A 12,988-nucleotide genomic window follows, 5' to 3' on the forward strand; every position below is an offset into this window, starting at 1 on the left:
ATAAATATGCAAAAAATTAAAGGGGCATTTCCAGTATTAATAACACCGATGGATGAATTTCAGGAAATTAATTGGGATGGGGTAAAACAAAATGTAAATTACTTTATCGAACAAAAGGTTGCAGGCATCATCATTAATGGAAGTACAGGAGAGTTTGTAAGTTTATCAAAAGAAGAGCGATTTAAAATGGTAGAAACCGTTTTGAAAGAAATTGATGGCCGTATTCCAGTCATTGTTGGAACTGCTGCGGAAACGACGAAAGAAACAATTGAATATACGAAACATGCAGAAGCGCACGGAGCGGATTGTGCATTAATTATAAACTCTTACTATTGTAAACCGAAGGAAGAGGAGATCTATTTTCATTTTAAAGAAATCTCAAACTCTGTAAATATACCAATTATGTTATACAATAATCCATTTACTTCTGGTGTTGATATGAGTACAGAGCTAATGCTCCGTATTGGAAAAGAGTGTGAAAATGTTACACATATTAAAGAATCTAGCGGAGATATTCGAAAAGCAAGAGATTTAGTAAGACAAAGTGAAGGGGCTTTCCAAGTCTTCTGTGGTTCTGAAGATTTAGTTATGGAATCATATTTAGTTGGTGCCTCGGGATGGGTTTCAGTAGCAGGAAATATCGTTCCTGGTCTCGTTACAAAAATGTATGAGCATTTTCAAAATGGTGAATTAGAAAAAGCATGGGAAATAAACGATGCTATTTTACCACTTTGCGAGTTTCTTGAAGGGTCAGGGAAATATGTTCAAATCGTTAAACGTTCCATGGAATTACATGGGCAAGCGGGAGGACCTTCTCGCTATCCAAGACTAGGATTAACTGTTAACGAAGATCAAAAGCTTCAAACGATTTTATCAAATATTGCAGCTCATGCAGCTGTTTAAATAAGGAGGAGAACATAATGTTAAAGACAAATATTGAGCTGAAACCAAAAGTGGAAGCGTTTTTAAATGAAGAAATTAAAATGTTTATTAATGGCGAATTTGTTTCTGCTATTGGCGGAAAGACGTTTGAAACGTACAATCCAGCAACAGAAGATGTTTTAGCAGTCGTATGTGAAGCGCAAGAAGAGGATATTGATGCTGCAGTAAAAGCAGCAAGATCTGCATTTAAATCTGGTCCGTGGGCAGAAATGACTACTGCTGAAAGAGCGCATCTTATTTATAAATTAGCAGATTTAATTGAAGAACATAGAGAAGAGTTAGCGCAATTAGAAGCTTTAGATAATGGGAAGCCGTATCAAGTAGCACTTGAGGATGATATTTCAGCGACTGTAGAAAATTATCGTTATTACGCAGGATGGGCTACAAAAATTATTGGGCAAACAATCCCGATTTCAAAAGATTACTTAAACTATACGAGACATGAACCTGTAGGTGTTGTAGGTCAGATTATTCCGTGGAACTTTCCGCTCGTTATGTCTTCTTGGAAAATGGGAGCTGCACTGGCGACAGGTTGTACGATCGTATTAAAACCAGCAGAGCAAACACCTTTATCCTTACTATATACAGCAAAACTCTTTAAAGAGGCTGGATTTCCAAACGGTGTTGTAAACTTTGTACCAGGCTTTGGTCCTGAAGCAGGAGCGGCAATTGTAAATCATCATGACATTGATAAAGTTGCTTTTACAGGATCTACTGTTACAGGAAAGTATATTATGCGTCAGTCTGCAGAAATGATTAAGCATGTAACGTTAGAGCTTGGCGGCAAATCACCAAATATCATTTTAGAAGATGCGGACTTGGAAGAAGCAATTAGTGGTGCATTCCAAGGTATTATGTATAATCACGGTCAAAATTGTAGCGCAGGATCACGTGTATTTGTTCATCGTAAACATTATGAAACTGTAGTAGATGCACTTGTGAAAATGGCGAACAACGTAAAACTTGGAGCAGGTATGGAGAAAGGAACGGAGATGGGTCCACTCGTATCTAAGAAACAACAAGAGCGTGTGTTAAATTACATTGAGCAAGGGAAGAAAGAAGGTGCTACAGTTGCGGCTGGTGGTGAACGTGCGCTTGAAAAAGGTTATTTCGTTAAGCCAACTGTATTCACAGACGTTACAGACGATATGACAATCGTTAAGGAAGAAATATTTGGACCAGTTGTTGTTGTACTTCCATTTGATTCGACAGAAGAAGTAATTGAACGAGCGAACAACTCATCTTATGGCCTTGCTGCGGGTGTATGGACGCAAAATATCAAAACGGGTCATCAAGTGGCAAATAAATTAAAAGCAGGAACAGTGTGGATTAATGATTATAACTTAGAAAATGCAGCTGCACCATTTGGTGGATACAAACAATCTGGTATTGGCCGCGAATTAGGTTCATATGCGCTTGATAATTATACAGAAGTGAAAAGTGTTTGGGTAAATATAAAGTAATAGGGCGTTTTACTGACAAAAATTGAGGGATGAAATAATGAAAGATGCGGACAACTAGAAAGTTTGATAATAGTTGTCCGTTTTCTTATATACAAAATTGTTTTTCAAAAGAATGATAAGGGGGATTTGGATGGAGAATTTAGTAGAATGGTTAGTAGGGCAAGTGTGGAGTATCGGTTTAGTTGTTTTTGCATTAGGGGCAGGCGTATATTTCACGATTGCAACACGCTTTTTGCAAATTCGTTATTTTAAAGAGATGATTAAACTATTATTTGAAGGAAAGAGTTCAGAGACGGGAATATCATCTTTTCAGGCATTTTGTTTAGCCTTATCAGGAAGAGTTGGAATTGGTAATATCGCAGGGGTAGCGACAGCAATCGCTTTCGGCGGGCCTGGAGCTGTATTTTGGATGTGGGTAATGGCTTTGTTAGGGGCAGCGAGCGCGTTTGTTGAATCAACATTATCTCAAGTATACAAAAGTAAAGTAGGGAATGAATATCGCGGCGGTACTCCATATTTCATTGAGAAAGGTTTAAAAATGAAATGGTTTGCAGTCATTGTAGCGGTAGTTGTAACACTTTCATATGGCGTGTTATTACCAGGTATTCAATCTAGTAGTATCGCAGTTGGATTTGAAAACTCTAATGGTATTAACAAATATATAACTGGTATATTTTTAGTCGTGTTACTAGCAGCAATTATTTTTGGTGGTGTAAAGAGAATAGCTGGCGTTTCTCAAATGCTTGTTCCATTTATGGCAATTGGTTATGTAATTGTTACATGTATCATATTAATTGCGAATGTAACGGAGATTCCAAGTATGTTTGCTTTAATTTTCTCTAGCGCATTTGGTGTAAATGAAATGTTTGGTGGAATTGTTGGTGCAGCTATTGCATGGGGCGTAAAACGCGCTGTATTTTCAAACGTTGCTGGTGTCGGAGAAGCGACGTATAGTTCGGCTGCTGCTGAAGTATCGCATCCTGCAAAACAAGGATTAGTTCAAGCGTTTTCCGTATATATCGATACAATTGTCGTATGTACAGCGACAGCTCTTATGATATTAATTACAGGTATGTATAATGTTATACCTGAAGGGAAACGCGCTATTGTAAAAAACATAGGAAATGTGGAAGCAGGTCCAATTTATACGCAACAAGCAGTTGAAACTGTGATGACAGGGTTTGGTCCAATATTTATTTCAATTGCAATTTTCTTTTTTGCATTTACAACGTTACTCGCTTATTACTATATCGCTGAAACGACACTTACTTATTTAGATCGTCAATTGAAGTATGGCTGGTTAAAACCAGTTTTAAAATTTGGATTTTTAATTATGGTTTACATCGGTAGTGTTGAATCAGCGTCGCTTTTATGGAATCTCGGAGATTTAGGAATCGGTAGTATGGCATGGTTAAACTTAATCGCGATTCTATTATTAAGTAAAATCGCATTAAAAGTGTTAAAAGACTATGAAACGCAGAAAAAAGAAGGGAAAGATCCAGTATTTGATCCTAAAAATGTAGGGATTGAAGGATTAACATTTTGGGAAGAAAGAAGTAAAGAGGTTGAAAGGAAAAGTTCTAGAGAAAAAGTTATAGTAGATGATAATTTAAAATTATAACGTAAATTAACTGAAAATTCTTGATTTAAAAGAAGGTATATTGCCTCCATTTCATCGCATACTACAATAGGTATGGATAATATGACTGGAGGGAATAAGATGGAACATGAGCAACATAGTTCGATAAATGATATTCTACATCATTATAAAGAAGGTATAGGTAGTTTTACAAATCAAATTCCTGAAATCGCTGAGACATATAATGCGTTTACGCAAGCTTGTTTTCAAGAGGGTGCTTTAACAAAAAGAGAAAAACAACTTATTGCATTAGGAATTAGTTTAGCAACGCAAGATGAGTATTGTACAATTTATCATACAAAAGGTTGTCTTGATCAAGGATGTTCGGATAAAGAGATTCTGGAAGCATGTGGTGTTTCAGCAGCATTTGCTGGCGGAGCTGCGATGAGTCAAGCGGTAACTTTAGTGCAAGAGTGTTTAACAGAACTGAAAAATCAAAAGCATTGAATAAAAAAACGTTTTAAACTTTATGTTTAAAACGTTTTTTTATGTGAAATTAAATTTGTATTCACTTTAGTATTCTATATCTTCATAAATCGAATTCTCTACATCAGGAAGAACTGTGTATATACTCTTACCGATTAAAGCTTCTAATTCTTTCTTAATTGCATAAAATCCTTTCCAATGTAAAGATGTATGAGATGTTGTACCATGACGCAAACCAACGGAAATTAATCTTCTTTCCAGCGTAGTAAAGCCATCCGCGTCAGCAAGAGCGTCACAAAGAGTAATTACTTTATTGTATAAATCGTAGTTACTATGTTCATTCAATATTGCAACTAAGCGGCTTTTCATATGGTCAGGAACGAGATTCCATTCCGCTGCGATATCTATATGTTCATTTTTACAGGGAAATGAGTGTGTCACACAAATAATGGCGTTTCCTGTATATCCTAAATCATTCATATACATATAACCATCATAGGAATGAATGACCGATTTGGTAAAACCTTTGTATCTTCCGATATCATGCAAAAGGGCAGCGTTATATGCTATGTCAGCGTCTAGGTCATACCCTTTTTTGATAAGCTCTATAATTATGTTTTCAGTTGCATGAGCAACATGTAGTGAATGTTCAAACCAAGGGCCCGGGTTTTGTTCATATGCCCATTCGAGTAATTCTTTTGCATATGTTCTATCTAATATATATTTCATATAGTTATCCTTTCACTAAAAAAATCATATCCTAAATAAATTCATCTTATTATTTCATTATTCCTTCTTTAAAAATTGTTACAATGAAACAAAAGGGGGAAAAGTAATGCGAAATTTAGTAATTGAAGAAATTAAGCAACTAGAAAATGATATGGAAGAACTTTCGAAACTTTTGAAAACGGTTGTAAATGATGGGGCATCAATTGGTTTTTTGCCTCCACTGGAACAAAAAGACGCAACAAAGTATTGGCAAACAGTATTAGCGCCAGAAGTGATATTGTATGTGGCTAAAATAAACAACGAAGTAGCAGGGAGTATTCAATTACAATTAGTTACAAAGCCTAACGGAATTCATAGAGCCGAGATTTGCAAATTAATGACTCATCCAAACTTTAGACGTAACGGTATTGGACGATTGCTTATGCAAAAAGCAGAGGAACGAGCGAAGCAAGAAAACAGGTCTCTTTTAGTATTAGATACTAGAGAAGGAGATCCTTCCAATAAATTGTACAAATCACTAGACTACCAAGAAGTTGGAACAATACCAGGGTATGCAATTTCTCCGAATGGAAAGTTAGATGCTACGGTTCTTTATTATAAATGCATATAAATTGTGATTAAAAGGTTATCATACTGAATAATAAGAAACTATTTTAACACCGTCTATATTTTTCTGGCGGTGTTAAATAAATTTATTGATATAATCCATTTAACGCACTAAATGAATTTGAGAAAGTTTTTAGAGGGTTCTTTTAGTAATGATTCTCGTCTTATAATAAATGTAGAGAAGATGACTAGCCAACTATAGTTATTTTCGCTTTATTATCGGAAGGGGATGAAAGAATGAAAAAGAATAGTTTACAAAAGATGAAGAAAGTTATTTTAAGTGGTGGCGTATTACTTACGGGATTATTAACATTTGGATTTTCAGAAAAGGCTTCAGCTCATGGTTATGTAGAATCACCAGCGAGCCGATCTTATTTATGTAAGCAAGGGGTAAATGTAAATTGTGGACCGATTCAATATGAACCACAAAGTGTAGAAGGGATAGGGGGATTTCCGCAACTAGGACCTTCTGATGGACAAATTGCAGGGGCTGGTCATTTTCCTGCTTTAGATGTTCAAACTGTGGATAGGTGGAAGAAAGTTACGTTAAATGGCGGGACGAATACATTCAAGTGGAAACTAACTGCTCCTCATAGTACAAAAGAGTGGAAATATTATATTACGAAAAAAGGCTGGAATCCAAATAAACCTTTAACGCGATCAGATTTAGATTTAGTGCCATTCTATGTGAAAAATGACGGTGGGGCTAGACCAGGGACAACAGTAACGCATGAAGCAAATGTACCAACTGATCGTAGTGGATACCATCTTATTTTAGCTGTTTGGGAAATTGCAGACACTGGAAATGCGTTTTATCAAGTTATAGATGTAAACCTTGTGAATAATGGCTTAGCTTCAAATTTCGCTTTTAACAACGTAGTGCAAGCTCCTACACTATTTTAATTGAAACATATATTTCGATCATCTAATTCATTTTAGATGATTTTTTTTATGAAAATGATGAAAAATATAGAAGAAAGTGCAATTATTTATAAAAAAATATGCTTTAAATATTGTCATATTTGCTTCTTTAAGATATCCTTTTCATGAAGAGGTGGAAAACATGGAAAAAGTACTAGTTTTCGGGCATAAAAACCCAGATACAGATGCAATTTGTTCTGCAATTGCTTATGCAGAATTGAAAAAAGAATTAGGAATGAATGCTGAGCCTGTACGTTTAGGCGAAATCAGCGGTGAAACTCAATTTGCGTTAGACTATTTTAAAGTAGAAGGACCGCGTTTTGTTGAGACAGTAGCAAGCGAAGTGGACAACGTTATTTTAGTTGACCATAACGAGCGTCAACAAAGTGCTAACGATATCGAATCAGTTCGTGTGTTAGAAGTTATTGACCATCACCGTATTGCTAACTTTGAAACAAGCGATCCTATATACTATCGTTGTGAGCCAGTTGGATGTACAGCTACAATCTTAAACAAAATGTACAAAGAAAATGGCGTTACAATTCGTAAAGAAGTTGCAGGTTTAATGTTATCTGCAATTATTTCAGATTCTTTACTATTCAAATCTCCAACTTGCACAGAACAAGACGTAGCAGCTGCTCGTGAATTAGCGGAAATCGCTGGTGTAGATGCTGATAGCTACGGCTTAGAAATGTTAAAAGCTGGTGCTGACTTAAGCGGAAAAACAATGGAGCAATTAATCTCTCTTGACGCTAAAGAATTCCAAATGGGTAATGCGAAAGTTGAAATCGCACAAGTAAACGCTGTTGATACAAACGACGTTCTTGTACACCAAGCGGAACTTGAAAAAGTAATTTCTGCAGTAGTAGAAGAAAAAGGTTTAGATCTATTCTTATTCGTTGTAACTGATATCTTAACTAACGATTCTGTCGGTCTTGCGATCGGTAAAGCAGCAAACGTTGTTGAGAAAGCATACAACGTATCACTAGAAAACAATACAGCTACTTTAAAAGGTGTTGTATCTCGTAAAAAACAAATCGTACCAGTATTAACAGAAGCATTCCAAGCTTAATCGTATTGCGTACAGATGAACAGTAAGGACAAGTAGTCAGATTGGCTACTTGTCCTTTTTTATTTATAATAAGCAGAAATTTTTAACTTTTAAACAGTCGCATTGTGTATGCTTAATGATATGGAAGTATTGAAAAGTAAATTACAGGGGCTTTTTGAAAAAATATTGCATCTGTTTCAAAATTAGAGAGCTGGATTTCGGAGGAACTGCGTTTAAACGCTGAAATACAGATGTTGCGTTTAACTTTTTAGAAGAAAGGATATAAAGTTTTGATTAACGAATTAAAATAAGGATAGCGTTAGCTATCCTTATAATCGTTTATTCGTAAGATTTTTTCTTGTTTATATAAAATGTGATTATCGCAGTAATGAAGAAAATAGGTATCGCATACACTTGCCCAACAAATAACTTCCAGCCGACATAATTATAGCCTTCAGATGCTGGGATGATAACGGAAATAACGCAAACGATAAAATAGACTAATAGTGCAGGGATAATATTTTTCATTTTTATGAACCTCCTTTTTAATTATATCTATACATCCTTATGTTAAAATTTATATTTAATATTTTGAAGAAAAAAAGCAAAAATTTTTATGGTATTATAATATTTGCAATGAGAGTGATCCATAGTACGTATATGGTAAAATGTGTAATTTTAGCTTTCGGAATTATTATATAGTATTTCGAGAGAAAAATGTACAAAATAACGAATTTTATTTACAGAAGTAAAGGGAGTAGAAATATATATGAAAAGGCTATGTATAATTCCTTGTGGAAAAAAGAAAATTTGGGATAAGCATTCAAACTACGGACCGATGGAAGCAAAAGATGTATATATTAGTCCGTTCGGAAAAGCATGTCAGGCGTACGCAACTATGTTTTTCGAAAACTGGGTTATATTATCAGCGAAACATGGATTTTTAAGACCAAATGATATTGTATTAGAAAACTATGATCTTGCATTTGATTCAAAAAGCGATGAGGTAATAAGTATAGAGCAATTACAAAAACAGATGGTAGATAAAAGTTTATTACAGTTTGACGAAATCGTCTTACTAGCAGGAAAAAAGCATAAAAAAGTAGTGACAAAGTTATATCCAGAAGAAATGATTACATATCCGCTAGAGGGGTGTAAAGGGATTGGGTATATGTTGCAGAGGTTAATAGAAGCTGTGAAGGAAGGGGAGGAAATATAGGTGAAGTTTCAGTGATTTTAAACTCTATTTATTTAGGGAGCTTAGGCATCGCCGAAAGGGTGATGCTTTTTTGTTCGTACCGTCAATTTTAGAAAATGTAGGGTGTATGGGTACAGTTAAGATTGTAAGTGGGAATAGCAATAAGACAAGTTTTGAATAGAATATTAAGAAAGGAGATGTTGATGAATAATGGCTAGATATAGTTTGCACGGAGGACATAATAGTATTGTTCAAGGTGCTAATTTCGGGAATCGGAAAGAACACGTTCTGGATAGGCAAGTTAAAGATGCCGTGGCGGCTAAGTTAAGAGCCTTAGGACACACGGTTTATGACGATACGGACGAGGTAGGGACAACTCAATCACAAAATTTAAATAATATCATTCGTAAAAGCAATTCCCATGCTGTGGATTTAGTTATTTCTTTTCATCTTAATGCAAGCGATGGAAATGGACAGGGTGTTGAGGTTCTGTATTATGATCAGAAAGACTTGGCGGCTAAAATCTCAGCTCAACTAGCAAAAGATATTGGATGGCGTGATCGAGGTGCAAAACAGCGTACAGATTTAGCGGTATTAAATGGGACGAAAGCACCTGCTATTCTTATAGAATTAGGATTTATTGATAATGAATCTGACATGGCAAAATGGAATGTTGATAAAATTGCTAATTCTATTGTGTTTGCTCTTACAGGACAAACTGGAGGAGGTACAGTGGATTTGCTCAAAGTAAAAACTGGCGGTGTAGCATTTAGTAATTTACAAGCTTTGGCTCAAGCGATGGTTGATGCGGGTATTGATGGACAAATTGTTGTTCAGAAAGATGGCATTGGTTATGCTATAACGAATGGCTATCCAGCTGGAAATATCGATAAATTTACAGCTTGGTTAGATGCGCGTAAATGGTACTATGAGTACGTGAGATAAAACGAAAATTGGTTTGATTAAAAACTAAAAATTGTCTTATTTTTAGTTAACAAGTATATTAAGTAACTATAAAAATATGGACAATTTATATGTAAATTAGTACACAAAACCACCTGTCAGAAAGGTGGTTTTATTTATCAAGCTATTTGCGGGAAGTAAAATTCTCACCTCAAAATTCGAATGAAGCTAAGAAATTAGGTGGGAATTACACTGCTCGTAGCCTCCTACTAATTATCGTTTCACTTTATATAGTTTAGAGTTTTGTAAATCTTTACTTATTAAACCCGTAATAATATTTTGTTTTCTCAATACATAAGCCGAATTTTAAATTATTACCCAATAATATAATACCTCTCATACTATTTATTAGTTGATAATAACAAAAAAACAAGCTTTGAATATAATAATGAAAAAGGAGATGTTAAATAATGGGTTATATTATAGATATTTCTAAATGGAATGGCGACATTAACTGGGATATCGCAGCACCACAATTAGATTTCGTAATTGCACGTGTGCAAGATGGTTCAAACTATGTAGATCCTTTATATAAAAATTATGTACAAGCAATGAAAGCAAGGAATATTCCGTTTGGTAATTATGCGTTCTGTCGTTTCGTTTCAGTAGAGGATGCACGGATAGAAGCGAGAGACTTTTGGAACCGTGGTGATAAAAATGCAACAGTTTGGGTAGCTGACGTAGAAGTAAGAACAATGAAAGATATGAGAGCGGGTGCACAAGCTTTTATTGATGAATTACGCAGATTAGGAGCTAAGAAAGTCGGTTTATATATTGCTCATCATATGTATGCTCCATTTGGAATGGCAAATGTCAATTGTGATTTTGTATGGATTCCTCGTTATGGTGGTAACAAACCGGCGTATCCATGTGATATTTGGCAATACACAGAGACAGGCAATGTGGCTGGTATCGGCAAATGTGATTTAAATAAGCTGATTGGAAATAAGCCGTTAGCTTGGTTTACAAATCAAATTGTTGAGCCGATAAAAAAACAAGAAGGGGTTGGAATTATAGTGAATAAATATAACAAAGTAGTTACTTATGAATTTGGTGTAAATTTAATTTCTGACATGATTCAAATGATGGATAAGCTTGGATATACTTCTAAAATAATATCTCGTGGAGATAACCAAGGGCTTGTGTATTTCGAAACAGATTATCGTCAAGGGAACGAACTGGACAAAGCAACTGTTTGGTTAGATACGAAAGGAATTAAATATTTTTATACAAAAGAGTAGTGTGCTAAATAAAGAGCCGTCATGTGACGGTTTTTATTTTTATTTAATCTTTTAACTCTACTTATAATATGGAGAAAATAGACTAATAAATAAGCCTTTGTATACTTTCAAACATAGAATATGATGAATTCTATTAAGGAGGAAGCATATTTATGAGAAATACTTGTCATTGTGGACATTTTCAAGATTGTAATAAATTTTGGGATGATTTAATGTTTGGGAGATGTAGATGTAAGCGCAATGATTTTCACGAGTGTTGTTGCAAAGAGAGACCGAAGTGTGAGTGTGAAAAATGTCATTGTAAAACAAAAGCGAAATGCCATTGTAGGCATGAAGAGGAAGGGTATTAATAATAAAAAAGAGTACGATGCTGAAGTGACCCCTAAAAGTTAGACACGGTTATTTGATTAGGCAGCTTGATAAAAGTGAGTCCGGTATTGTACCGGGCTCATTTTTAATTTTGCCTTAATCCGTTTCGTATTATAATAATCTATATATTTTTCTAATTCTATTTTAAAGTGCTCTACATTTTCAAATTCTTTTATGTAGAGGAACTCCGATTTCATAATCCCAAAGAAATTTTCTATTACTGCGTTGTCGTAACAGTTGCCTTTTCGAGACATACTCTGGACGATAGCTCTTGATTCAAGTGTACGGACGTATTGTCTCATTTGATAATGCCATCCTTGATCCGAATGCATCAGTAGCTGGTGCGTTTCAGGTAAACGTTCCAATGCTTTTTCTAACATGTCTGAAACAAGCGAATACGTCGGTCTAGAACCAATTGTATAGGTAATAATTTCACCATTATACAAATCTAATACAGGTGATACATACAGTTTTTCTCCAAACAATTTAAGCTCTGTGATGTCTGTTACCCACTTTTGATTCGGTGCATCTGTATGAAAATTACGCTCTAAAATATTAGGTGCAATTCTACCGACTTTTCCTTTATAGGATTTATATTTCTTCATACGCACAACACACTTTAACCCAAGCTCTTTCATAATGCGCTGAACCTTCTTGTGGTTCACTTTCTGGCCACGATTCGTTAATTCATCACGAATGCGACGGTAACCATAACGACCTTCATTTTCCTCATAAATCGCTTTAATCTCAGCTTTCAAATCGGCATCTACATCTGGACGATTCATTTTCTTTACTAAATCATAATACGTGCTTCGAGGAATAGTAGCTAGCTCCACGAGTGCCTTCACCGAATATTTATGCCTTAATTCATAGACTACTTGCGCTTTGTCTTGTTTTGTGATTTTTCCTTGTTTTGAACTAAGGCATTTAACTTTTTTAAGTACTCATTTTCCATCTCAAGCTGTTTAATGCGTGCTTCAAGTGCTTCGACTGACCCTTCAGCTAAATGTTGTTTTAATTGTTTATTTGAATCTTTTTTCATGGATGGACGCCCCTTTTTCTTAGATTGAAGGGCATCAATTCCTTGTGTTTCGAGCTGTTTTTTCCAAACAGAAATCGTTGAAGGGGCAGGAATATTAAAGATAGCTGCCGTCTCAAATAAGGACATACCGTTTTCAATCATAAAGTTTAGTACGTCTAGTTTAAATTGTTGTGTGTAATTTGTACATCGTTTTAGAAAAGCTTCCAGACCATTCTGTTTATATTGGTTTACCCAATTCAAAATGATTGTGTCACTTATACCGAGCGATCTACCCATTTCTCGATAACTTTCATTTCCGTTCAAATAACGTAGAACGATTTGTATTTTTTCATCAGCTGTAAATTTAGCCATAGAAAAACTGCACCTCCAATTGTTAGACTGTGTCTAACAATTGGGGT

General features: G+C 35.1%; 14 protein-coding genes. 11 read left to right on the top strand and 3 right to left on the bottom strand.

Features of this window, described 5'->3' with window-relative positions:
• Positions 1-6: 6 nt before the first annotated feature.
• The 4 genes from dapA to N2V92_RS20715 all read left to right on the top strand — a co-directional run bounded on the left by dapA (position 7) and on the right by N2V92_RS20715 (position 4,491).
• On the top strand, positions 7-903 hold the full coding sequence (gene dapA, locus N2V92_RS20700) for a 4-hydroxy-tetrahydrodipicolinate synthase (protein ID WP_001169450.1): 897 nt from the start codon (positions 7-9) through the stop codon (positions 901-903).
• A gap of 17 nt (positions 904-920) precedes the next feature.
• Positions 921-2,405: an aldehyde dehydrogenase family protein gene (locus N2V92_RS20705; RefSeq protein WP_000920980.1), complete on the top strand. Its 1,485-nt coding sequence runs from the start codon at positions 921-923 to the stop codon at positions 2,403-2,405.
• A gap of 130 nt (positions 2,406-2,535) precedes the next feature.
• Positions 2,536-4,026, top strand: coding sequence for an alanine/glycine:cation symporter family protein (locus N2V92_RS20710; RefSeq protein WP_016077557.1), 1,491 nt, complete (start codon positions 2,536-2,538; stop codon positions 4,024-4,026).
• Positions 4,027-4,098: 72 nt separating this feature from the next.
• The gene (locus tag N2V92_RS20715) at positions 4,099-4,491 is read left to right on the top strand and encodes a carboxymuconolactone decarboxylase family protein (protein ID WP_001999958.1); all 393 of its coding nucleotides are present in this window, start codon (positions 4,099-4,101) and stop codon (positions 4,489-4,491) included.
• 66 nt (positions 4,492-4,557) lie between these two features.
• On the opposite strand, the gene N2V92_RS20720 is transcribed toward N2V92_RS20715, so the two are convergent.
• A complete protein-coding gene (locus N2V92_RS20720; protein WP_016077558.1) occupies positions 4,558-5,199 on the bottom strand; it encodes an HD domain-containing protein in 642 nt (213 codons plus the stop codon).
• Positions 5,200-5,305: 106 nt separating this feature from the next.
• Here N2V92_RS20720 and N2V92_RS20725 point away from each other — a divergent pair, with 106 nt between their 5' ends.
• The 3 genes from N2V92_RS20725 to ppaC all read left to right on the top strand — a co-directional run bounded on the left by N2V92_RS20725 (position 5,306) and on the right by ppaC (position 7,798).
• On the top strand, positions 5,306-5,809 hold the full coding sequence (locus N2V92_RS20725) for a GNAT family N-acetyltransferase (RefSeq protein ID WP_001245262.1): 504 nt from the start codon (positions 5,306-5,308) through the stop codon (positions 5,807-5,809).
• A 233-nt stretch (positions 5,810-6,042) separates the two neighbouring features.
• Entirely contained in the window at positions 6,043-6,708 is a 666-nt protein-coding gene (locus tag N2V92_RS20730) for a lytic polysaccharide monooxygenase (protein ID WP_000742282.1), read from the top strand.
• A 160-nt stretch (positions 6,709-6,868) separates the two neighbouring features.
• Positions 6,869-7,798: a manganese-dependent inorganic pyrophosphatase gene (ppaC, locus tag N2V92_RS20735; RefSeq protein ID WP_000416871.1), complete on the top strand. Its 930-nt coding sequence runs from the start codon at positions 6,869-6,871 to the stop codon at positions 7,796-7,798.
• A gap of 318 nt (positions 7,799-8,116) precedes the next feature.
• Here ppaC and N2V92_RS20740 read toward each other — a convergent pair whose 3' ends face one another.
• Positions 8,117-8,305, bottom strand: coding sequence for a DUF4017 family protein (locus N2V92_RS20740; RefSeq protein ID WP_000789485.1), 189 nt, complete (start codon positions 8,303-8,305; stop codon positions 8,117-8,119).
• A 241-nt stretch (positions 8,306-8,546) separates the two neighbouring features.
• Here N2V92_RS20740 and N2V92_RS20745 point away from each other — a divergent pair, with 241 nt between their 5' ends.
• The 4 genes from N2V92_RS20745 (at position 8,547) to N2V92_RS20760 (ending at position 11,572) form a co-directional block, all read left to right on the top strand.
• Positions 8,547-8,996, top strand: a complete 450-nt coding sequence (locus N2V92_RS20745; protein WP_000824880.1) for a DUF6884 domain-containing protein — start codon at positions 8,547-8,549, stop codon at positions 8,994-8,996.
• A 189-nt stretch (positions 8,997-9,185) separates the two neighbouring features.
• Complete coding sequence (locus N2V92_RS20750; protein ID WP_000135285.1) at positions 9,186-9,920, top strand: N-acetylmuramoyl-L-alanine amidase; 735 nt, start codon at positions 9,186-9,188, stop codon at positions 9,918-9,920.
• 428 nt (positions 9,921-10,348) lie between these two features.
• Complete coding sequence (locus N2V92_RS20755) at positions 10,349-11,179, top strand: GH25 family lysozyme (protein WP_000540542.1); 831 nt, start codon at positions 10,349-10,351, stop codon at positions 11,177-11,179.
• A 216-nt stretch (positions 11,180-11,395) separates the two neighbouring features.
• Positions 11,396-11,572, top strand: coding sequence for a hypothetical protein (locus N2V92_RS20760; RefSeq protein ID WP_016077559.1), 177 nt, complete (start codon positions 11,396-11,398; stop codon positions 11,570-11,572).
• A 14-nt stretch (positions 11,573-11,586) separates the two neighbouring features.
• Here the strand turns inward: N2V92_RS20760 and N2V92_RS20765 are convergent.
• A protein-coding gene (locus N2V92_RS20765) for an IS3 family transposase (RefSeq protein ID WP_102981999.1) occupies positions 11,587-12,941 on the bottom strand; the annotation gives its coding sequence in 2 pieces (ribosomal slippage) (positions 11,587-12,488 and positions 12,488-12,941; 1,356 coding nt in all).
• Positions 12,942-12,988: the final 47 nt, after the last annotated feature.

Source organism: Bacillus sp. CH_48 (assembly GCF_038008465.1).
Classification (GTDB): domain Bacteria; phylum Bacillota; class Bacilli; order Bacillales; family Bacillaceae_G; genus Bacillus_A; species Bacillus_A thuringiensis_S.